19 protein-coding genes and 1 riboswitch are annotated in these 21,597 nt (G+C 67.2%); of the genes, 6 read left to right on the forward strand and 13 right to left on the reverse strand.

Going from position 1 to position 21,597, the window contains the following annotated elements; all coding sequences use genetic code 11:
* Window positions 1–15 precede the first annotated feature (15 nt).
* From BLV15_RS05315 to BLV15_RS05335, 5 genes are read right to left on the reverse strand one after another with little or no spacing between them, the layout of a single operon-like run.
* Complete coding sequence (locus tag BLV15_RS05315; RefSeq protein ID WP_090225324.1) at window positions 16–2,241, reverse strand: hypothetical protein; 2,226 nt, start codon at window positions 2,239–2,241, stop codon at window positions 16–18.
* 10 nt (window positions 2,242–2,251) lie between these two features.
* A complete protein-coding gene (locus BLV15_RS05320) occupies window positions 2,252–2,896 on the reverse strand; it encodes a PilW family protein (protein WP_139210687.1) in 645 nt (214 codons plus the stop codon).
* A complete protein-coding gene (locus tag BLV15_RS05325) occupies window positions 2,893–3,291 on the reverse strand; it encodes a type IV pilus modification PilV family protein (protein ID WP_090225328.1) in 399 nt (132 codons plus the stop codon). The genes BLV15_RS05320 and BLV15_RS05325 overlap by 4 nt, the downstream gene beginning before the upstream one ends.
* Window positions 3,269–3,754, reverse strand: coding sequence for a pilus assembly FimT family protein (locus BLV15_RS05330; protein WP_090225330.1), 486 nt, complete (start codon window positions 3,752–3,754; stop codon window positions 3,269–3,271). Before BLV15_RS05330 ends, BLV15_RS05325 begins: the two co-directional genes overlap by 23 nt.
* The gene (locus tag BLV15_RS05335) at window positions 3,751–4,176 is read right to left on the reverse strand and encodes a type IV pilin protein (protein WP_281246094.1); all 426 of its coding nucleotides are present in this window, start codon (window positions 4,174–4,176) and stop codon (window positions 3,751–3,753) included. The genes BLV15_RS05330 and BLV15_RS05335 overlap by 4 nt, the downstream gene beginning before the upstream one ends.
* A 415-nt stretch (window positions 4,177–4,591) precedes the next feature.
* Here BLV15_RS05335 and ribA point away from each other — a divergent pair, with 415 nt between their 5' ends.
* The 3 genes from ribA to BLV15_RS05350 are packed head-to-tail and all read left to right on the forward strand — an operon-like array spanning window position 4,592 to window position 6,416.
* Window positions 4,592–5,209 (forward strand): GTP cyclohydrolase II, encoded by a 618-nt coding sequence (gene ribA, locus BLV15_RS05340; RefSeq protein WP_090225331.1) that lies wholly within the window; start codon window positions 4,592–4,594, stop codon window positions 5,207–5,209.
* Complete coding sequence (locus BLV15_RS05345) at window positions 5,206–5,619, forward strand: MFS transporter (protein WP_090225333.1); 414 nt, start codon at window positions 5,206–5,208, stop codon at window positions 5,617–5,619. The genes ribA and BLV15_RS05345 overlap by 4 nt, the downstream gene beginning before the upstream one ends.
* On the forward strand, window positions 5,619–6,416 hold the full coding sequence (locus BLV15_RS05350) for a cobalamin-binding protein (protein WP_175534299.1): 798 nt from the start codon (window positions 5,619–5,621) through the stop codon (window positions 6,414–6,416). Before BLV15_RS05345 ends, BLV15_RS05350 begins: the two co-directional genes overlap by 1 nt.
* Here the strand turns inward: BLV15_RS05350 and BLV15_RS05355 are convergent.
* Genes BLV15_RS05355 through BLV15_RS22375 form a run of 5 tightly spaced genes read right to left on the reverse strand, consistent with a single transcriptional unit; the run spans window position 6,410 to window position 10,428 of the window.
* Complete coding sequence (locus BLV15_RS05355; RefSeq protein ID WP_090225334.1) at window positions 6,410–8,494, reverse strand: hypothetical protein; 2,085 nt, start codon at window positions 8,492–8,494, stop codon at window positions 6,410–6,412. The genes BLV15_RS05350 and BLV15_RS05355 overlap by 7 nt on opposite strands.
* Before the next feature lie 13 nt (window positions 8,495–8,507).
* Complete coding sequence (locus BLV15_RS05360; protein ID WP_139210689.1) at window positions 8,508–9,143, reverse strand: hypothetical protein; 636 nt, start codon at window positions 9,141–9,143, stop codon at window positions 8,508–8,510.
* A gap of 34 nt (window positions 9,144–9,177) precedes the next feature.
* Entirely contained in the window at window positions 9,178–9,585 is a 408-nt protein-coding gene (locus BLV15_RS05365; RefSeq protein WP_090225337.1) for a type IV pilus modification PilV family protein, read from the reverse strand.
* Window positions 9,569–10,054 (reverse strand): pilus assembly FimT family protein, encoded by a 486-nt coding sequence (locus BLV15_RS05370; protein ID WP_090225339.1) that lies wholly within the window; start codon window positions 10,052–10,054, stop codon window positions 9,569–9,571. The genes BLV15_RS05365 and BLV15_RS05370 overlap by 17 nt, the downstream gene beginning before the upstream one ends.
* The gene (locus tag BLV15_RS22375) at window positions 10,051–10,428 is read right to left on the reverse strand and encodes a type IV pilin protein (protein ID WP_376747818.1); all 378 of its coding nucleotides are present in this window, start codon (window positions 10,426–10,428) and stop codon (window positions 10,051–10,053) included. The genes BLV15_RS05370 and BLV15_RS22375 overlap by 4 nt, the downstream gene beginning before the upstream one ends.
* A gap of 466 nt (window positions 10,429–10,894) precedes the next feature.
* Here BLV15_RS22375 and BLV15_RS05380 point away from each other — a divergent pair, with 466 nt between their 5' ends.
* Both BLV15_RS05380 and BLV15_RS05385 read left to right on the forward strand, forming a co-directional pair.
* Window positions 10,895–11,905 carry an AI-2E family transporter gene (locus BLV15_RS05380; RefSeq protein ID WP_090225342.1) on the forward strand — a complete coding sequence of 337 codons (1,011 nt, stop codon included), beginning with the start codon at window positions 10,895–10,897 and terminating at the stop codon, window positions 11,903–11,905.
* Window positions 11,906–12,053: 148 nt separating this feature from the next.
* Window positions 12,054–12,275, forward strand: a riboswitch (cobalamin riboswitch).
* Window positions 12,276–12,374: 99 nt separating this feature from the next.
* Window positions 12,375–14,252, forward strand: coding sequence for a TonB-dependent receptor domain-containing protein (locus BLV15_RS05385; protein ID WP_090225343.1), 1,878 nt, complete (start codon window positions 12,375–12,377; stop codon window positions 14,250–14,252).
* A 71-nt stretch (window positions 14,253–14,323) separates the two neighbouring features.
* On the opposite strand, the gene BLV15_RS05390 is transcribed toward BLV15_RS05385, so the two are convergent.
* The 3 genes from BLV15_RS05390 to BLV15_RS05400 all read right to left on the reverse strand — a co-directional run bounded on the left by BLV15_RS05390 (window position 14,324) and on the right by BLV15_RS05400 (window position 18,979).
* The gene (locus BLV15_RS05390) at window positions 14,324–16,552 is read right to left on the reverse strand and encodes a methyl-accepting chemotaxis protein (protein ID WP_090225345.1); all 2,229 of its coding nucleotides are present in this window, start codon (window positions 16,550–16,552) and stop codon (window positions 14,324–14,326) included.
* Between the two features lie 95 nt (window positions 16,553–16,647).
* Complete coding sequence (gene dxs / locus BLV15_RS05395) at window positions 16,648–18,546, reverse strand: 1-deoxy-D-xylulose-5-phosphate synthase (protein WP_090225347.1); 1,899 nt, start codon at window positions 18,544–18,546, stop codon at window positions 16,648–16,650.
* Between the two features lie 142 nt (window positions 18,547–18,688).
* On the reverse strand, window positions 18,689–18,979 hold the full coding sequence (locus BLV15_RS05400; RefSeq protein WP_090225349.1) for a hypothetical protein: 291 nt from the start codon (window positions 18,977–18,979) through the stop codon (window positions 18,689–18,691).
* A gap of 112 nt (window positions 18,980–19,091) precedes the next feature.
* Between BLV15_RS05400 and pbpC the strand changes: the two genes are divergently transcribed.
* Complete coding sequence (gene pbpC / locus BLV15_RS05405) at window positions 19,092–21,431, forward strand: peptidoglycan glycosyltransferase PbpC (protein ID WP_090225350.1); 2,340 nt, start codon at window positions 19,092–19,094, stop codon at window positions 21,429–21,431.
* Window positions 21,432–21,597 lie beyond the last annotated feature (166 nt).

Consider the following 21,597-nt stretch of genomic DNA (forward strand, 5'->3'; position numbering starts at 1 on the left):
ACGCGCATCCCTTTCCTACAGGTAGCGGCTCCAGAGCAGCTCGGCGCTGGCGGCGGCCGAGCCGTGGCCGCCGTCGCAATTGCTGGTGCAGTTGCCCATGTCGGGAATCCCGCCCGGGTTGTAGCCGGCCGGGAGGTTGGTCAGGTCGATGGTCAGGCTGCCGCCCCAGTCGTTGCTGGTGCTGCTGCCCAGGCCGGCCGCGGTGACGTAGCCATGCACGGTGCTGTTGCCGCTGGTGAGCAGGGTGTCGCCGGCGATCACGCTGCCGAAGACCTCGGTGGAGGCGCCGAGGTTGATGATGCCGCCGCTGTAGGCGCCGTCGACGTAACCGCCCGCCAGCAGGCCGATGTTGCCGACAGGGTTGCCGATCAGGGCGCCATCGGTACTGCAGTAGTTGACCGGGTAAAGTCCTGAAAAAGTGCTGTTCTGGCAGGTGAGGGCGTAACCGCTGTAGTTGATCGCGGAGACCTTGTCGCTGCCGGAGGTGGTGATGTTGCCGGTCGCGATGATGCTGTTGCGGAAGAAGCCGCTCTGCAGGGCCAGGTTACCTTTGAGCCAGAGTACGCCCGGGGCGACGACCGTATTGTCGCTTTGGCCGTTGAGCGTCCAGGTTCCGTTCGAGTAAGCGATGCACTCCGCGCCGTCCCAGGTGCCCTGGCAAATCTTGCGTGCGCTGGCGACGCCGACGCCGCTACAACTGCCGTTGGTGACCGTCGCGCATTCGGTCCTGCAATAGCCCGAGCCGTCGATGTCGCTGCACAGGTAACCCCACTTGTCGTTGTAGTTGGTCTTGATCTTGCCGATCCGGTAGCTACCGGCGGGGATGCCGCTGATGTTGGCGACGGTCACCACAATATGCCCGCTGTCGTAGGTGAAGGCGTAGTTGGCCGAACTCTTCAGCGGGTACGCATCCACCTGTGGCTGGGTCAGGCTGAACTCGGTCAGCCGGGTCATCGGCACGACGTCCACCAACGGCACGTCGACTACCAGGCCCGGCTGCCTGGAGACGTTCACGTTGTTGTTGTACTGCTCGGCCTTGGTGACCGTGCCGCCTACACTGCCGCTCGCGCTTCCCCAGCCGTTGAACGTCAGGTTCTGCTGCGCGGTGACGCTGCTCAGGCTGCCGGCGTTGACCAGCACCGAGCCTTTGGTGGTGACGCTCTTGCTGCCGGAGTCGTTGAGCGTGACGTTACCGATTGCCTTGATCACCGTGGCGGCACTGCCACCGGCGACCACGCTGCCATTGGCATTGATCTGCGCGACGTTGCGGGTGGAGGTCACGTCCCCTTCGCTGTTGATGACGTTGACCGAGCCCCCGGTCACGGAGACGTTGCCGACCGCGGCCGCGACGTTCGTGGTGCCGCCGTTGCTGATGGCGATGGTCTGCGCCGCGTTCAGCGCGCCCTGGTTGCTGCCGCTGCTCACCTTGATCCAGCCCAGCGCATTGGCGGTGCTGGTGCTGCCGTTGCTCAGGGTGATGTTGCCGTTGGCGTTCAGCGTGCCCTGGGTACCGCCGCTGGCGACGGTGATGTTGCCGAGCGCCGAGGCGGTGGTGGCGCTGGCGGAGCCGGTCAGCGTGATGTTGCCGTTGGAGTAGAGCGTGGTCACGGCGATGGCGCTGCCGATGGAAATGTCGCCGGTCGCCTTGATCGTCTTGATCCCGGTGATCGAGGCGTTGTTCAGGCTGACGTTGCCGCTGACGTTGAAGTTGGCGTTGTCATAGCCGCGGATGCCGATGCCGCCGCTCATGTTCAGGTCGTTGTAGATGTTCAGCACGTCGCTCCAGGGCAGACCGGATTCGGTGTTGGTCGCGCCCCCCGGCGTCACCTGGTAGACCGCCTGGATCACCGAGGTGGAGCGCGCGGCGGCGTCCTGGTTACGGATGTTGGCGGTGATCCGCCGGGTGCTGCCGCTGGTGACGGTGTTCTGCACGATCACCGCCCCCAGCGCCATGTCGCCGAGGCTGATGCTGACCGCCTGGCCGGCCGCCAGCGCTTCGAGGCTGGCCTGGTTGATCGACTTTAGGTACTGACGAAACACCTCGACGCCGGTCCAGGCGCCCGCCTGGGCGTGCGTCGCGGCATGCACCGTGACCTGCTTGTCCTGGGCGCTTCGCACGGCATGGGTGACGCCCAGCGCGGTCACCGTCAGCGCCAGCCCGGCGAGCAGGATGATCATCAGAGTCGCCATGCCGCGTTGTCGGGCGGGCAGGCGGGGCGTGCGCTGCGGATGAAGGCCCATGGCGGTTGTCCTAGACGGGTTTGATGTTGGGCAGGCAGACGCTGTAGCTGATCGGATCGGCTACCGCGCCCGCGAGCTGCGAGCTGCTGGGGGCACTGAGCGTCACCAGCGCATGGGCGCTGGGAGTGCTGTTGTCGCCCACACCGAACGGCCAGCAGTTGCTGGTGCTGATCTGGAAGACGACTTGCGCGAGGTTCTGCCCGCGGAACTCGGCGAGGTCGCCGACCACCGCCCAGGTCTTGCCCGACAGTGCGCCGCTCGCGTCGCAACTGTTCGCCTGCAACAGCGACAGCACGCGCATGCTCTGGCCGCTGGCGCTGTCGTTCACGCTGCGTTCGAGCAATCCGCGGCAGCGGTAGGTGCCGGTGTCTACCAGGCGCCAGAGCAGCGCGCGGTTGGTGCTGTCGAGGTTGGTGGTGGCCAGTGTGAGATCGGCATTGCCGGCCGCTTCGATGCCGAAGCCGGCGCTCTGGATCTCCAGTTGCGCACTGAGCAGGCCGGCGGCGATCTGCCCGTCGAGGTTGGCATCGCGGGTCGCCACCACTGCGCTTTGCACCAGGCTGCGGTACAGCGAAAGCATGGCGACGATGCTGAACATCGAGATCACCAGGCCGACCATCATGCTGATCAGCGTCATCCCGCGCTGGCGTTTCATAGCGTCGCCCCCACGCTGACTTCGCCGCCCAGCGCGCTGTTGCTCACGCTCAGGGTCAGCGGGCTGGCGATGCCGCTCAGCGCCTGGCCACCCACCGTGGCATTGGCGGTGGTGCCGCAACCGGTGACGGTGACGTTGAGGGTGCCGATCGACGGCAGGCTGATCTGGTGGCTGCCGCCGCACAGGTCGGTGCCGGCGCCGTTGCGTTGCAGCAGGTCGCGCAGTTGGGCGATCGCCAGGCTCTGCAGGTTCATGTCCTTCTGGCTGACTGCGACGCGCGAGGTCACGTAGACCAGCCCGAGGCCGATGATCGCCATCAGCAGGATGCCGATCAGCGCCTCGAGGAGGATGTCGCCGCGCTGCCGGCGGCGATCAGTTGAAGACCAGAGCGACATTCTCACCTCCCGCGGCGAGCGTCAGCGCGGTGCTGGACGAGCAGCCGCTGGGCACCGAGGCGCTGGCGGGCGCGGCGTGGTTGTCGAAACTCAGGCAGCTCAGGGTGCTGGCGTCGGCGGTCAGGGTGACGCTGACGCTCGCAGGCAGTTGTGCCTGCCACGGCGAATGGGTGAGGCAGGTGGCGGGCGTGTCCTTGTCGTTGGCTTCGTGCAGGCTGAGCAGGTTGCTGTCGGACAGGCACAGCGTGGCCGCCGGCTTGCCGTCGACGATGCCGTAGCGGTTTCGCAGCGCGGCCGCCTTGGCCCGGCCGATGCCTTGGTTGAGCACGCCCTCGGCATCGCGCACCTTGGCGCCGTTGCTCCAGGCGCTGGTGAACGGCCCGGCGATCAATACCAGGAACGCGAGCAGGGCCACGCTGATCATCAGTTCGATCAACGAGAAGCCCCGCGCCTGGCGCCTCACAGCCAGCTACCGTTGTAGGCGCCGCATTGGGCGATGGTGCGGGTGTTTTCGTTGTCCAGGGTGATCTCGCAGCCGTTCACCTTGCCGGTGCTGCCGGTGGCGGTCAGCGTGTAGCCGCTGGCGGAGGAGGACAGGCTGTACTCGAAGTTCGATTCCGCGGGGTGCCAGCCGGTGAACTGCGCGGTCACCGCGGCGCTGTCGTCGAGTGTCAGGGTCGGGTAGGCGAGCTTGCGCTGGTAGGCGTTCTCGAGGTTCAGGGCGAGCGCGGCGAGATCGGCCTGGGCGGTCTTGATCCGGCTCTTGGTGATGTAGCTGTCGTACGCGGGCAGGGCGATGGCCGCGAGTATGCCGATGATCGCGAGGGTGATCATCAGCTCGATCAGGGTAAAACCCGCGGTTCGGCGGGGAACAAACATGACCATCTAAGGCGTCCTTGGAAGTCGCGATGACCGGGTCCGATGACCCACTGCACCAGGGAATCTCGCGCATCCGATAGTGAGGGAGGGATGTGCGTGGAAAGCATGACCTGTGCCAACAGCGGGGCCTCTAAATCGGGCCTTTGGCGCATTCACTGCCTGCTTTGATGGCGAAACGCCTGCATTATGAACCATCCGAGGGCGGGGCCGGTGGACGATGAGCCGCAAAAATTGTAACGCCCGCGTTGGTCTCGACGATGCAGTGGCGGTAACAAGATGTAAGCAATGGCTTACGAGGTCTTGGGCGATTCGGTAGAGCCTTATCTAAAAAGCTGATAGTGATAGACGGAAATTCACGCTGACTCGACGTCGGTCGGCGCTGGTACAATGCCCGCCCCGCTTACCCCCATGGAGCCTCTCGGTGTCCGTCGTTTTCGTCGCCGCTTCGAAATTGCCCACGCCGTTCGGCGAGTTCGTCATGCACGGTTTCCTCGATGAGGAAACCGGCAAGGAGCATGTCGCCCTGACCATGGGCGATATCTCGGACGGCGCTCCGGTACTCGGTCGCCTGCATTCGGAATGCCTCACGGGCGATGCGCTGTTCAGCCTGCGTTGCGATTGCGGTTCGCAGCTCGAAGCCGCGCTGCGGGCGATTGCCGACGAGGGCCGCGGCGTGCTGCTTTATCTGCGTCAGGAGGGCCGTGGCATCGGCCTGCTGAACAAGATCCGCGCCTATGAACTGCAGGACGGTGGCGCCGACACCGTGGAAGCCAACGTGCGCCTGGGCTTCGGCGCCGACCAGCGCGACTACGCGATCTGCCTGCCGATGCTCGAACACCTGGGCGTCAGCGCGATCAGGCTGATGACCAACAACCCGCGCAAGGTGAAGGCGCTGGAAGGCTTCGGCATCCGCATCGCCGAACGCAGGCCGTTGCAGACCGGGCTCAACCCGCACAACGAGCGCTACCTGGCGACCAAGGCCGGCAAGCTCGGCCACCTGCTGGGCAGCCTGCACCAGGGTGAAGTGGAGAAGCCGTGAATCGGGCCAACGCACGCCGCAGGCTGGCGCTGGCCTGGTGGCTGCAACTGGCGCTGATGCTGGCGCCGTTGGTGCTGGTGGAGGTGCTGGCCGGCGACAACCCGCCGCGCGAGCCGCTGCTGATGCCGCTGTTCATCGCCGGGCTGCTCTCGATGTTCGTCAGCCTGCCGCTGTTCCACGCCTACAAGCGCGCCCTGATCGCCACCGAGAAAGCCCGTGACAGCGACGACGAGCCGCTCGCCTGGCGTGCTCTGGGACTGCGCCGGCGCAACGCACTGCTTGGCGCCAGCCTGCCGGCCTGGTGCGCCGCCGCCGGGCTGCTCGCCGGGCAGGAGGCGATTCCGCTGCTGTTGCTGACGCTCTCCAGCCTGGTGCTGTTCTACCTCTACCGCCTACCTCGCCAGCTCTGATGCGGCCTCTGCTCGTCGCGCTGCTGCTTCTCGCCTGTACCGCGGCGGGCGCGGTGGAACGGGTGGTCAGCCTGGCGCCTTCCCTCTCGGAAATCATGCTCGACCTGGACGCCGGCGAGCTGCTGGTTGGCGTGCTCGATGGCGGCGAGCGGCCGGCGGCGCTGACCGGCGTGCCATCGGTGGGGCGCTACGGGCAGGTCGAGATGGAAACCCTGATCGGCCTCAAGCCCGATCTGTTGCTGCTCTGGCCGGGCAGCGTGAATGCCGCGCAGCGCGCCCAGCTCGAAGGCCTGGGCATCGCGATGTTCGTTGCCGAGCCGCACAGTTTCGACCAGCTCGCCGATACGTTCGCCCGTCTCGGCGAACGTATCGGCCGTGCCGAACAGGGGCGACGCGTGCAGGCGCGCTTCGTCGACGGCATCGCCGAACTGCGCCGGCGCTATGCGCGCGCCGAGCCGCTGCGGGTGTTCTACCAGGTATGGAACCCGCCGCTGTACACCATCGGCGGAGGGCAGATCATCAGCGACGCGATCGCCGTCTGCGGGGGGCGCAACGTCTTCGCCGACCTCGCCCTGCCGGCGCCCCAGGTGAGCGTGGAAAGCGTGCTGGCGCGCGACCCGCAGGTGATTTTCGGCGCCAATGCGGCGCAACTGGAGGGTTGGCAGGTGTGGGCGCAGCTCGCCGCGGTGCGCGCCGGGCAGCTGTGGAGCGTGCCGGACAACGGCCTCGAACGGCCCAGCCTGCAGATGCTGCAGGCCACCGCGAAGCTCTGCAGGCAGATGGCCGAGGCTCAGTAGTAGCGGGTCCAGAGGGTTTCGGCGGTTCCGGGCTGGGTGGCGCAGTCGCGCGAGCAGGGGTTTTCGCTCGGGTCGAAGCTCGACGGCGCGCCGCTGACGTCGACGACGGTGCTGCCGCCCAGGCTGGTGGACGTGGTGGTGCCCTGGCCGGCGGTGGTCAGGCTGCCGTGGATCACGGTGCTGCCGGTGGTGCTCAGGGTATTGCCGGCCAGCACGTTGCCGTAGACGTTATTCGCCGAGCCGAGGGTGATGTTGCCGCCGACGAAGCTGCCGTTGAGGTAGCCGCCGGAGATCAGGGCGGTGTTGCCCGCGGCGTTGCTGATGAAGGTTCCGGCGCTGACGTTGCAGAAGTTGCTCGGATACAGCCCGGTGAACGCCGGGTTGCGGGTGATCGCCACCGGCGCGTTGGCACACACCGCGGCGTAGCCGGCGTAATTCACCGCTACCACCAGGGCCGAGCCGGAGGTGGCCAGGTTGCCGGTGGCGATGATGCTGTTGTTGTAGCTGCCGTTGCCGACGTTGACGTTGCCGGCGAACCAAAGCACGCCGGGGGCGAGGCTGATGCCGTTTATCGACCAGGTGGTGGTGTCGGCGGCGTAGGTGATGCAGCCGTTGTAGGCCGAATAGCCCTGGCAGATCGTGGCGTAGGGCGTCACGGGCTGGGTGCAGGTCGGCTCGCCGGCCGAACCGCTCACCTCCGTGCACAGATAGTCCCGGTAGGGCCCCTGGTAGTTGCCCAGGTAGTAACTGCCCGGCGCGATGCCGGCGATGTTCTGCACGGTGACCTTGCGAAAGCCCGCCTGATCGATCTCGAAGATGTAGTTGGCCGAGTTGCGCAGCGCGTAGGCGTCGACCTGCGGCGGCTGGATCGAAACCGTGTTCGCCGCGACCACCGAGACCGTGCTGGGCGACGCCACGTAGCCGCTCTGCACCAGCACGCCGGGGCAGTTGAGGTACACCGGGCAGGATTTCGTCCCGCCGATGGTGCCGGCCAGCACCAGGCCGCTGCTGCTGCTCAGGTTGCCGCTGGCGTCGATCCTGTTGAGGGTGCCGTAGGTCGACACCACGTTGCCGCTGGTGGTCACCTGGCTGGCGCCGCCGCCACTGAGGGTCACGGTGCCCTTGGCGCTGATGGTCGGTGTCGCCAGGGCGCCGGCGTAGGTCACGTAGCTGTTGGAATTCAACGCGGTGGCGCTGGCCGAGCTGGTCCAGTTGATGAAACCGAGCGCGTTGATGGTGTTGGCGTAGGCGGCGCCACCGGAGACCACCACGTTGCCCTGGCTGTTGATCGTCCCCGCGTTCGCGGCGCCTCCGGACAGCGTCACGTTGCCGTTGGCCTGGATCGAGTTGGCACGGGTGGCGCCACCGCTGAGGCTGACGCTGCCCAGGGCCTCCACCGTGCCGATCGCCGCCGAGCCGCTGAGGGCGATGTTGCCGTTGGCCTGCACGCAGTTCACCACGATCCCGGAACTGATGCTGACGTTGCCCGTGGCGCGGATGCAGTCGATCCCGGTCACGCTGCCGGACAGGTTGACGTTGCCGTTGACGTTGAAGCTGGTGTTGTTGAAGCCCACCGCGGCGACGTTGCCGCTCATGTTCAGGTCGCCGTTGATGTTCACCGCGCCCTGCACGCCGATGGGCGCGCTTTCGCCGTCGTCCTGCGCGGTGGTGACGATGAACACCGCCTGCACGGTGGACCGGGCTTCCGCATGGCTGCCACCGGCGGAGGTGCCGGTGATGTCGACCACCAGGCTGAAATCGCTGGCGTTCTTCACCGGCGCGCCCTCGATGCGTGCGCTGAGCCCCTCGGCCCCGCTGATCGGCAGGTCGCCGCGCAGCGACATCAGGGTGGCGTCATCGAGGGTCAGCAAGTAGCTGCGCACCATCTCGACGCCGCCCCAGGCGATCTGCTGGGCCTGGGTCGCGCTGTGCACCGAAAGGGCCTTCTCCTGGGTCCCGCGCACGGCATACATCACCCCGACCGCGGTGGCGGTCAGCGCCAGCCCGGTCATCAGGATGATCAGCAATGTCGCCATGCCGCGTTGGCGGGATAGCCGGAAGGGCCGTTTGGCGCTCATCGAAACAGGTCCATCAAGGTGGCGCGAGATTGGGTAGGCACACGGTGTAGCTCGACGCCGCGTAGGCGGTATCGGTGTTCAGGGTACTTCCGCCGGCGCTGATGACCACCTGCACCGCCGGGTTGGCGAAACTCTTTCCGTACGGCCAACAGGCGTTGACCTGGGTCTTGATGCTCACCGCCTGGCTTGCATTGAGCGTGCCTGGCGCGATCAGCGCGACGCTTTCGCCCAGCCAGTCGACGCTGGAGAACTGGATGGCGCGGTTGCAGGGCACGGCCCGCAACAGAATCAGGCCGCCGTCTTCGGCGAGCAGCGCGCTGCACAGGTAGGTGCTGCGGGTCGGATTGCTGCCCCAGACGATGGCCTCGCCCTCCTGCTCGCTGCCGAGGATGTTCTGGATCGTCCCGCTGAGCATGCCGCCAGGCGTCAGGCTCGCCCCGGCGAGCAGCATCAGGTCCTGGTTGACCGCTGCCGAGGGGATGCCGAACCCCGCGCTTTGCAGTTCGATCTGCGCCGTCAGCAGCCCCGCCGCCACCTGGCCGTCGAGGTTGGAGTGGACGATCGAGTCCGCCGCCTGATGCACGAGGTTGCGATACAGCGAGAGCATCGCGAGGATGCTCAGCGAGGAGATCACCAGGCCGATCATCATGCTTATCAGCGTGATCCCGGCCTGCGGGCGCGCCCTAGTTCTCACCCACCTTCACCACACCGCCGAAATAGTCCGACGCCTCGTCCGGCGTGCTTAGCGTGACCGTGTCCGGCGGGCTCTCCAGCGCCACGCCCTTCACGCTGATGGTCGGCGTCGCGCAGGTCACCTGGAGGTTGAAGACCTGATCGTTGGGCGGCAGGGTGATCACCGCCAGGCTCGAGTCACTGCACAGTTCGTTTCCGTATTGCTGCAGCAGATTGCGCATCTGTCCCACCGCGAGTCCTTGTGCGTTGCTGTAACGATGGCTGACCTCGACCCGCGAGGTCACCGCCACCATGCCCAGGCCGATGATGCTCATCAGCACCACGCCGATCAGCGATTCGACCAGGATGTCGCCGCGCTGTCTGGCTGGGCGGAGACCGCCATCAGATGAGCGTGACATCCAGCGAATCCTCGCTGCCGACAATCACGTTGAAGGTGCCGGTGCTGGTCTCGACGCAACCGCTGACCGTCACCGGCAGCCCGCGGTTGTCCAGTGCCAGGCACTGGAAATCCTCTCCCCCGATCGTGATGCTGGCGGCGCTCGGTATCACCGCGGACCATTGCACATCCTCGTCCGCCTCGGGCGTGCAGCTGAAGGTCACGTCGCGCGCCAGCCGCAGCACGCTGAGCGTGCCGCCGCTCAGGCACAGCGCCGCGCTCGGCATGCCGGCGCCCACCGCACCGGGATTGCGCAACGCCAGCGCCTTGGCCCGCGACAGGCCCTGCTGCAGCAAGCCGGCGGCGTCGCGCTGCTTGGCGCTGTTGCTCCAGGAAATCGTCATCGGGATCGCCGCCATCAGCAGGATCAGCATGACGGCGAGGCTGATCATCACTTCCACTAGCGTGAAACCCCCGGCGTCCTGCCTCATTGCCATCCTGTGAAGCTCCCGCAGTTGGATACGCTGCGCTCGTTGAGATTGGTCAGGCTGATGGTGCAGCCGCTCAGGTTGCTGCTGGTGCCGGTGGCCGTCACGGTATAGGTGGTGGACGTGGCGGTACTCAGGGTATAGCTGAAGTCGCTGGCCTGCGCCGGGGTCCAGCCGGTGAACAGCGCCTTGGTCTCGGCGGTGTTCGAGGTCGTGCTGGTGGGGTAGGTCAGCTGGCGCTGGAAGTGGTTTTCCAGGTTCAGGCTCAGCGCCACCAGGTCGGCCTGGGCGGTCCTGATCTTGCTCTTGGTGATGTAGCTGGTGTAGCTGGGCAGGGCGATGCCGGCGAGGATCGCCACGATGACCAGGGTGATCATCACCTCGATCAGGGTGAAGCCCGAGTGCGCGCCACGGCGGACAGCCGCGTGCCGCGCACCGGTTTTCGCGAAGGAGGGGATTGCGCGGGGGCAGCGAGCGGCACCGACAATCCGTGCGGGGCTGGTTAGCGGGTGGTTATTCATAAGCCAATCGACCCCCCTTCCTGGCAAAAGGTTGCCTGGGAATTCGTCTTTGAGAAGTAAGCCGTTATTTTTGCTGAATTAGATTTTTTTCAACGGCGGACGGCGGCTTCAGCGAAGCGGCAGGAACGGCCCTGAAGCGGGCTTTTTCGGCAGTATGGCGTCTAGCATGAAGGCACGGGGCCAGCGTCGCGGGAGTTTCCCCGGCGTCTTTTCCTGCCGCTGCCGGCCCAGGTCAAATTTTGTCATTTCATGCGGCTGGCAATGTGCGGGGACTGCTGGCAGATTGTCGGTCGCTGTCAGGCCGTCATCCGATCAGGACTTCATGAGCAATTCCTCCCGCCGTACCTTCTGCTACGCCAGTCTGCTGATTCTGGGCATCGCCCTGATTCTCGTCCTGCCGCTCAAACTGCTGCCGAGCCTGCTCGCCGGGCTGCTGGTATTCGAACTGGTGAACAGCCTGGCACCGCTGCTGCAGCGCCTGTTCGCCGGTCATCTCGGGCGTCTGCTGACGGTCGGGCTGCTCGGCGTCATGGTCGTCGGGGTGCTGACGCTGGCGTTCGCCAGTGCGTTCTCCTTCGCCCTGCTGGAGCTGAACAATCCCGGGCAGATGCTCGGCAAGCTGATGGGCGTGGTCGACCGCGTGCGCGAGCAGGTGCCGGAGGGACTGGTGGCCTACCTGCCGGCCAACGTCGACGACGTCCGCCTGACCCTGCACGACTGGCTGCGCCGTCACGTCGGCGAGCTGCAACTGCTCGGCAAGGGCGCCGCGCATCTGTTCGTCACCGTGCTGATCGGCATGATCCTCGGCGCAGTGGTCGCGCTGCAGCGTCTGCCCGATCCGCAGACGCTCAAGCCGCTGGCGGGCGAGCTGCTGGTGAGGGTGACGCGGTTCACCGCGGCGTTCCGCAACATCGTCTTCGCCCAGTTCAAGATTTCCCTGCTCAACACGGCGTTCACCGGGGTCTTCCTGATGGGTGTGCTGCCGCTGTTCGGCATCCACCTGCCGCTGACCAAGACGCTGATCCTGCTGACCTTCGTCGTCGGGCTGCTGCCGGTGATCGGCAACCTGATCTCCAACACCGCGATCTTCATCGTCGGCTTCTCGCTGTCGCTGTGGGTCGCCCTGGGCGCGCTGGCGTACCTGATCCTGATCCACAAGGTCGAATACTTCCTCAATGCGCGGATCGTCGGCGGGCAGATCAACGCCAAGGCCTGGGAGTTGCTCCTGGCGATGCTGGTGTTCGAAGCCGCCTTCGGCATCGCCGGTCTGGTCGCCGCACCGGTCTATTACGCCTACCTGAAGAGCGAGATGAAGGCCCAGGACTGGGTCTGACAGGCGCGATCCCAAGGGTCCGCAGTTCCTGCAGGGTGACGAAGAAGTCCGGCTGAAGCCGCTCCGTCGGCTACCACGCGACCAGATCCCGCCTCCGGGCCGACGCAGCGTCCTTGTTTTCCTCGAAGGCGCCGACTAAGGTGCGCGACGTTTTCATTTCCGCCGAGGTACGCGGGCCGCATGGCCAGCGTTAATCGGGAAGCCGGTGCGCTCCAGTCTTCCTGGGCAAACCCGGCGCTGCCCCCGCAACGGTAATCGACCGCGATCCGCCCGGATCGCACTCCGCTCAACGGCCACTGTGCGCATGCATGGGAAGGCGAGCGCGAGCCGCGTCGAGAGCCCGGAGACCGGCCACGGCGGAATGCCACTGGTGTTGCGGAGGGCGACACCATCAGGCGTCGGCCCGCGCACGAAGCGGCCCGCGTCTGCCTGCCCTCCTCGAACGTCTCGCCGACCTTGAGGATTTTCCATGACGCTTTCCCGCCTCGCCTTGACCCTGGCCCTGCTGCCGACCCTGCCGGCCCTGGCCGAAACCCCGTCGCAGGACGACGCGCTGAAACTCGACGAACTGCTGGTCACCGCCAATCGCAGCGTCGAGGCGCGCAGCCAGAGCTCCGCCGCCAGCACCGTGTTCACCCGCGCCGACATCGAGCGGCTGCAGGCCCGCAGCGTCGCGGAAATCCTCCAGTACGTACCGGGCGTGAACATCGTTAGCACCGGAGGTGCGGGCAGCCAGACCGGCATCTTCATGCGCGGCACCTCCACCGCGCAGACGCTGGTGCTGGTCGATGGCCAGCGCATCGCCAGCGCCTCCAGCGGCACCGCCAGCATCGAATTCCTCAGCCCCGACCAGATCGAGCGGATCGAAGTCGTGCGCGGCTCGCGTTCCGCGCTCTACGGCTCCGACGCCATCGGCGGGGTTATCCAGATTTTCACCCGTCGCGGCGAGACCGAAGGCATCCATCCCTACGTGCGGCTCGCCGCCGGCTCGCGCGGCACCTTTGAGCGCAGTGCGGGCGTCTCCGGTGGCGATGGCAGAACGCGTTACCAGTTGGGGGCGGCGCTGGACGAAACCGCCGGCATCGATGCCACCACCGATGAGCTCGATGGCAATCGCGATCACGACGCCTACCGCAACCGCTCGCTGAGCCTGAGCCTGTCGCACCGCTTCAACGAACGTCTGGAAGTGGGCGCGACTCTGCTGGATCAACGCGGCAAGAACGAGTTTGACGACGTCTTCGGCGACACCCGGCCCTACAACGACTTCGTCCTCAGCAGCGGTTCCGCCTACATCGACGGCACGCTCAGCGAGCGCTGGAGCAGTCGCCTGGAGGTCGGCCACAGCGAAGACAAGCGCGACACCAGGAACGATGTCGCCAATGGCAGCTTCTACACCTACAACACCTTCCGCGACTCGGCCAACTGGGTGAATACCCTGCAACTGAACGAGGCCAACCAGTTGCTGGTGGGTGCCGACTGGTACGAGGAGCGTCTGCATGCCACCGATGCCTTCATCGAGGGCACGCGCTGGAACCAGGGCCTGTTCATCCAGCATCGCCTGCAGACCGGGCGTTTCTCCACCGAGCTGGGTCTGCGCCACGACAAGAACGCGCAGTACGGTAGCGAAAACACCTGGAACGGCGCCCTCACGGTTCCGCTGAATCAGGCCAATGCCCTGACGTTGTCCTACAGCGAAGGCTTTCGCGCGCCAACCTTCAACGACCTCTACTACCCGGATTTCTGCTCCGGCGGCTTCTGCTTTCCCAGCGCCAACCCGGACCTGAAACCGGAGCGCTCGAAGAGCTACGAACTGCAATGGCGCAGCGACTACAGCACCAGCGGCCACCTCGACGTCTCCGTCTATCGGACCCAGCTCGAAGACGCCATCGTGCTGGACGAGAACTTCATCCCGCAGAACGTGCAGAACGCCCGCATCAATGGCTTCGAGGCGAGCCTCGACGATCAGCTGTTCGGCTGGCAGGCCAACCTCGCACTGGGCCTGACCGATCCCCGCGACCGCGACAGCGGACATGTCCTGCCGCGCCGCGTCAAGCGCACCCTGAGCCTGGCGCTGGACCGTCGTTTCGGCGATTTCGGCATCGGCGCCACCTGGCGCGCGGTCAGCGGGGTTTATGACGATGCGGCCAACGACATTGCGCTCGGCGGCTACGGGCTGCTCGGCCTGCGCGGCGACTGGCAGGCGACGTCCGAAGTGAACCTGGCGCTCAAGCTGGATAACCTGCTGGACAAGGACTACGCCCAGGGCACCTACCAGGGCGGTCTCTACCCCTACCGCAGCGAAGGCCGGACCGCGCTCATGGCGCTGACCTGGACTCCGGAAATCTGATCCGATCGGCCGCACGAACGAAGAGGCCCGCTTTCGCGGGCCTCGATCGATCTCCTGGCTCATTCCGGCGTTCAGTGCGCCACGTGGCCAGGTATGGGCGCCGCCGTCTGCAAGGGCACTCCGGGCGCGGCGCTGCCCGATTTCTCTTCGCGGCTGAGCCGGCTGGCGGTCTTGTGCAGGTCGAGTACCAGTTGCGCCAGTGACTGTGCCGCCTGCAGGGTTTCCCCGGCGCTCTGGCTGCTGTGCTCGGCGGCACCCGTGATGGCCTGGGCCTGGCCATTTACGGCCTGCACCTGGCTCATTTGCAGCGTCATGGCCTGGCTGATCTGGCCCAGGCGGTCCTGCATTCCGGCCACTTCTTCCTCGATGCGTTCGAGTGCCTCATTGGCCTCGCTCGAGCGGACCACGCTGCTTTGCGCCGCCTGCTGGCAGCTGTGCATCGCCGATTGGCTGTCCAGCGTCTGCTGGCGCACGCTGCCCAGCGTCGTGGCAATTTCCTGGGTGGCCTGCGCGGTGCGCCGGGCCAGGTTGCGCACTTCATCGGCCACCACGGCGAAACCGCGACCGCTTTCGCCGGCGCGCGCCGCCTCGATGGCGGCATTGAGGGCCAGCAGGTTGGTCTGATCGGCGATACCGCGGATCGCCTCGCTGATGTGCTGGATCTTCTCGGTTTGCCGGCTGAGGGCTTCGAGTGCCTGGCTCGACTGTTCGATGCGATCCGCCAGTTGGGCGACGTCGTCGGCGTTGTGCTGCACGGCGCTGGCGCCCTTGCGCGTCATGCTCAGCGCGTGCTGCGAGGCGCTTTCGCCGTCGCGGATGTGCTGGGCGACCTGGCCGATGCTCTGGTTGACCTCGAGCATCGTGCGCGCGGTGGATACGGCCGCCGCCTGGCCCTGAGCGGCGCATTGGGCGGCATTGGTTGCGGTGCGCGTCAGCCCGGTGGAGGTCTCGTGCAGCGCGCTGCCGGCGGTGACGATGCCCTGCATGGTGTGGTCCATCTTGTCGACGAAGCTGTTCACCCAGCCGGCGAGGGTGCCCGCTTCGTCACTGGCGAAGCGCTCCAGCGCCAGGCGATTGCTCAGTGGCGCGCCACATTCGGCGGTGTCCAGAAAGAAGTCCGACAGCGCCTGCAGCGAGCGCGCCCGCGCGCGCAGGCTGAACGCCCAGAAGGCCAGCAGCAGTCCGCCGGCGGCGGCGAAGGTCAATGGCGCGGCGAGATCGGGCAACTGACGCGTCAGCCACCACTGCAGACCGCCCAGCATCGCCAGCCCGGTCAGCAGCTGGCTGGCCAGCGAAACACTCAGGCTGCGCTGGCGGTAGACCTCCTCCAGGTCGCCTTCGCACATCAGTCCCCAGGTGTCCGGCGAGCCGGGCAGGCGCAGCGTCAACCCGGCGCCCACCACCGGTACGTGGCGATAGTCCGGGTAGCCGGGGTAGAGCACGAACAGGTTGCTGCCATGGCGGATGGTTTCCCGCACGCCGGGGTGCAGTTCGCCCGTCGCCGGCGCGGTGAAGCGCAGTTCGAATTCGGTGTGTTGGCGCACCTGTACGGTGCCGAACGGCGTGGAAATGCCCTGTTTCAGGTTTTCGCCGCCGGTGAAGGCGCCGTCTTCGAAGCGTGACCGGGACAGCGCGGTGCCCGGGGCAATGGCCGGGTTGTAGGCGCTGTGCACCATGAACAGGTAGTTGTCGCCGGAATCCCGGTAGACGTGGCCGGCCTCGCGCTGGATGAGATCGCTCATCACATCGTTGGGTATCCGCGCGCACAGGCAGCCCACCACCTGGCCGTCATGGCTCAGCGGCTGATGGAACATCAGGGTGACGGCATCGTGGAACTTCGAGGTGGTGGCGCCCAGCTGCAGGGTCAGTTCATCGCTGTAGGGACCCAGCAGAAACGGGGCGCGCAGCCCGGCGGCGAGCGCCCCTGCATCATGGCGCGTGCCGATGCGCGGGGCGTGGGTCGAAGCCATGATGCGACCCGAGGTGTCGACCACGAACAGCTCGCAGACTTCGGGCATGTGCGGCAGGGCGCGCCTGAGGCTATCGGCCTCGATGGCTGGCCAGTAAGTGGCCAGACCGCAGCCGAGTAGCTCGAGCGCCTGCCAATGCTGTTGCGCCCAACCAAGCAACAGATCGACTCGGGTCTGGGCCAGACCGCTGAAGGTCTTCTCGACCCGGGCGGTCTGGCCCGCATTTAGCAGGCAGGACCAGCGCATGGCCAGCTTGCCCGTCTTGCCGAACCAGGGCAGCCAGCGGCGCTCGCGACCTTTGAAGTCCATTTTGTGGCTACGCAGCTGCATACAAACTCCGGCCGATCGACGGTCCACTAACGCTCAGTTTTGGTCAGAAACTGATGCAAGTTGTGAACCGTTCGTCGGATTTGGAGTCGGCTGCCTCAGCGCGCCAGGCGGTTGCGGATCGCCGCTTCGATACCGGCTTCGTCGAGGCCGCATTCGGCAAGCATCTCCGCCGGTTTGGCGTGCTCGACGTAGCGATCCGGCAGGCCGAGGTTGAGGATCGGCTTGAGCAGGCCTTCGCGGGCGAGGAACTCGTTCACCGCGCTGCCGGCGCCGCCCATCACACTGCCTTCCTCGATGCTCACCAATAGCTCATGGCTGTCGGCGAGCTCGCGCAGCAGGGCTTCGTCCAGCGGTTTGACGAAGCGCATGTCGACCACCGTCGCATCCAGGGTTTCGCCGACGGCAAGCGCCTCGGTCAGTTGCACGCCGAACACCAGCAGGGCAACGCGGCTGCCCTGGCGGCGAACCACCGCCTTGCCGATTTCCAGCGGCTCCAGGCCCGGCTCGATCCGCGCATTGGGCCCGCTGCCGCGCGGGTAGCGCACCGCGGCGGGACCTTCGAAGCGATAACCGGTGCAGAGCAGTCGGCGCAGTTCGTTCTCGTCGCTCGGCGTCATCACCAGCATGCCGGGGATGCAGCGCAGGTAGGCGAGGTCGAAGCTGCCGGCGTGGGTCGGGCCGTCTTCGCCGACGAGGCCGGCACGGTCGATGGCGAACAGCACGTCGAGGTTCTGCACCGCGACGTCGTGGATCAACTGGTCGTAGCCGCGCTGCAGGAAGGTCGAATAGATCGCCACCACCGGCTTGGCGCCGTCGCAGGCGAGGCCGGCGGCGAGGGTTACCGCGTGCTGCTCGGCGATGGCGACGTCGAAGTAGCGCTGTGGAAAGCGCTCGCTGAAGGCCACCAGGTCGGAGCCTTCCTTCATCGCCGGGGTGATGCCGACCAGCCGCGGATCGCTTTCCGCCATGTCGCACAGCCATTGGCCGAACACGCCGGAGTACTTCGGACCGGCGATCTTCTTCGCCGCCGGTGCCACGCCGGCGGAGCTGTCGGCGGGCTCCAGCTTGGTGATCGCGTGGTAGCCGATGGGGTCGACCTCGGCCGGGGCGAAGCCCTTGCCCTTCTTCGTCACCACATGCAGGAACTGCGGGCCCTTGAGGTCGCGCATGTTGCGCAGAGTGGCGATCAGCGTCGGCAGGTCGTGGCCATCGATGGGGCCGATGTAGTTCCAGCCGAGCTCCTCGAAGAGCGTGCCGGGCACCAGCATGCCCTTGGCGTACTCCTCGGTGCGGCGGGCGATTTCCCAGGCGCCGGGCAGGCGCGAGAGGACCTTCTTGCTGCCCTCGCGCATGCTCGTGTAGGTGCGGCTGGAAAGGATCTTCGCCAGGTAGTTGGACAGCCCGCCGACGTTGCGCGAGATCGACATGTCGTTGTCGTTGAGCACCACCAGCATGTCGGCGCCGACTTCCGGAGCGTGGTTCAGCGCCTCGAACGCCATCCCCGCGGTGAGCGCGCCGTCGCCGATCACGGCGATGGATTTGCGCCCGCTGCCTTGCATCCGCGCGGCGATGGCCATGCCCAGGGCGGCGCTGATCGAGGTGCTGGAGTGGCCGACGCCGAAGGTGTCGTACTCGCTCTCGCTGCGCCGCGGGAAGGCGGCGATGCCGTCCTTCATGCGCAGGCTGGCCATCCGCTCGCGGCGCCCGGTGAGGATCTTGTGCGGGTAGGCCTGGTGGCCGACGTCCCACACCAGGCGGTCGTCCGGGGTGTCGAAGACGTAGTGCAGGGCGATGGTCAGTTCGATCACGCCGAGGCCAGCACCGAAGTGACCGCCGGTCAGCCCGACGCTGTAGAGCAGGTCCTGGCGAAGTTCGTCGGCGAGGGTTTCCAGTTCGGCCTCGCCCAGGCGACGCAGTTCTTCCGGCGTCGCGGCGCGGTCGAGAAGGGGAGTGGACGGGCGCTCGCGGGGAAACTCGTGGAACGTCTTGGGCATCAGGCTGATCGTTATTGGAAAAGGCGAAGGGCGCAGTTTACCCGAAAGCGCTCGTGGCGGGCTTGCCGCCACGGCGTGAATCGGTGCCGCTGCAGTGGGTCGCAATGCACCGCTGCGCTATGCTGCGCGGCGCATCGGGGCGTCAATTGATGATGAAGCTGAGCAACCAGAGCGCCAGCAGCAGGAGAATGATGCCGCTGATGATCGACCGTCGGAAGAAGGCGCGGAACGCCCCGACCAGCAGGATCAGGCCGAGGACCAGGGCGGCGATGTTAAGGATCGAGCGGTCCATGCCCAGCGCGGCGGCCAGGCCATCGACGAAATTGTGCCCGGCGACGGCGAACAGGCTGAACAGCCAGTCCAGGCTGTCGACGATGAAACGGATCAGCGAGCCCAGCATCTGGCCGAGCGTCTCGAAGAAATCTACTTGCATATGAGGTTCCCTGTGAGGTCCATGCAGGCGCCGCGCCGTGGGCGAAGCGCTCCTTCGAGGCTTGGGCTGTCGCGCAGGCTCGCGAGTTCCCTACGCGTGGCGAGAGTCGCGCATGGCTGAGTGGCGCGTGCCGCGCTGGCTCAAGCGAAGCGGCGGACTGCTGCTGGTGCTGCTCGCCGGCCTGTGGCTGGCCGATCGCCTGTTTCCGCTGCCGCTGCCGGGCGACGACCTGGCGCGCGTGGTGCTCGCCGAGGACGGCACGCCGCTGTGGCGTTTCGCCGATGCCAACGGCGTGTGGCGCTACCCGGTGCGCCTGGACGAGGTTTCGCCCTATTACCTGGAGGCGCTGCTGACCTACGAGGACCGCTGGTTCTACCAGCATCCGGGGATCAATCCGCTGGCCGTCGCTCGAGCTGCCTGGCAGAACCTCAGCGGCGGCCGCGTGCTGTCCGGCGGCAGCACACTGTCGATGCAGGTGGCGCGGTTGCTCGATCCGCACCCGCGCACCCTTGCCGGCAAGCTGCGCCAGGTCTGGCGCACCGCCCAGCTGGAATGGCACCTGTCGAAGGACGAGATCCTCAGGCTCTATCTGGACCGCGCGCCCTTCGGCGGCACCCTGCAGGGCGTCGCCGCGGCAAGCTGGACGTACCTGGGCAAGCCGCCGGCGCAGTTGACCCGCGCCGAAGCGGCGTTGCTCGCGGTACTGCCCCAGGCGCCCAGCCGGCTGCGCCCGGACCGCCACCCGCGTCGGGCCCAGGCGGCGCGCGACAAGGTGTTGCAGCGCCTGCGGCAGTTCGCGGTGTGGCCGGCGCAGACGGTCGACGAGGCCCTGCAGGAGCCCGTCCTGCTGGCGCCGCGCGAGCAGCCGCAACTGGCGCCGCTGCTGGCGCGGCGGCTGAATCGTCCCGGCAGCCCGCCGCTGATCCGCAGCACCCTGGACGCCGCCCTGCAGCGGCGCCTGGAAGACTTCCTGCTGGGCTGGCGCGCGCGGCTGCCGGAGCGCACCTCGGCGGCGCTGCTGGTGGTCGAGCACGAGAGCATGGCGGTGCGCGCCTACCTGGGCTCGGTGGACCTCGGCGACCGCACGCGCTTCGGCCACGTCGACATGGTCGCCGCGCAACGCTCGCCCGGCTCCACGCTGAAGCCCTTCCTCTACGGCATGGCGCTGGATGCCGGGCTGATCCATTCCGAATCGCTGCTGCAGGACGTGCCGCGGCGCTATGGCGATTACCGTCCCGGCAACTTCGCCTCCGGGTTCAACGGGCCGGTGGCGGCCAGCGCGGCGCTCTCGGCCTCGCTCAACCTGCCGGCGGTGCAACTGCTCGAAGCCTACGGGCCGAAGCGCTTTGCCGGCGAGCTGCGCAACGTCGGCGTGCCGCTGGCCCTGCCGGCGCTGGCCGAGCCGAACCTGGCGCTGATTCTCGGCGGCGCCGGCAGCCGCCTCGACGAGCTGGTCAGCGGCTACAGCGCCTTCGCCCGCGGCGGCGAAGTGGCGCGGCTGCGTTTCCAGCCCGACGATCCGCTGCTCCAACGGCGCCTGCTGTCGCCCGGCGCGGCCTGGATCGTGCGGCGCATCCTCGCCGGGCAGGCGCGTCCGGACCGCGACCCGCGCTCCGAGCTGGTGCAGCGCCCCGGCCTGGCCTGGAAAACCGGCACCAGCTATGGCTTTCGCGATGCCTGGGCCATCGGCGTCGGCCCGCGCTACCTGATCGGCGTGTGGATCGGCCGGCCCGACGGCACACCGGTGCCCGGCCAGTTCGGCCTGGCCTCGACAGCGCCCCTGCTGCTGCAGGTGCACGACATCCTGGTCAACCGCGATGCGCAGCGCGGCCTGGCGCCGCCGGGCGATACGCAGCCGGCGAGCGTCGGCGTCGCGGCGATCTGCTGGCCGTTGGGCCAGCCCCTGGTGAAGAGCGACCCCAACTGCCGTCGCCAGCGCTTCGCCTGGACGCTGGACGGCACCACGCCGCCGACCCTGGCGGCGGGCGACCAGCCGCTTGGCCTGGGCCTGTTGCAGACGGTCTGGCTGAATCCGGCCGGGCGGCGGGTGGATGCCGATTGCCCCGGCGCCCGCGCGCAACCGGTGGCGCTCTGGCCGGCGCCGCTGGAACCCTGGCTGGCGCGACGCGAGCGGCGTGCCGCGCGGCTTCCGGCGATCGACCCGAGCTGCCCGCCGAAGCTGCCCGACGCCGCGCCCGGGCTGTCCATCGTCGGCGTGCGCGAGGGCGACCAGCTACGCCGTCCGGCGAACAGCGGCGAAGCACTGCAGCTGCGCCTCGGTGCGCTGGGCGGCGGCGGGCGGCGCTGGTGGTTCCTCGACGGCGAGCCGCTGGGCGAAAGCCAGGGCGAGGAAACCCTCACCCCGACCTTGAGCCGTCCCGGCCATCACCAGCTCAGCGTGCTCGACGAGAGCGGGCAGACCGCGCGCGTCGAGTTCAGCCTGCTCGACTGAGCGACTGCCATCGGATTTTCATCCGTTCCCGGTGGACTGGCTCAAGAGCTGCATCGATTCAGCCGATAGCGCCTCCACAAGAACAATCCGAGACCTGTCGCCCCCAAACACTTCTTCCGTTTTTCCCAGGAGTCATGCATGCGCCTCTGGCAACGCAGTATTCAGT

The sequence above is a fragment of the Pseudomonas kuykendallii genome, from assembly GCF_900106975.1.
In the GTDB taxonomy this organism is placed as follows: Bacteria; Pseudomonadota; Gammaproteobacteria; order Pseudomonadales; family Pseudomonadaceae; genus Pseudomonas_O; species Pseudomonas_O kuykendallii.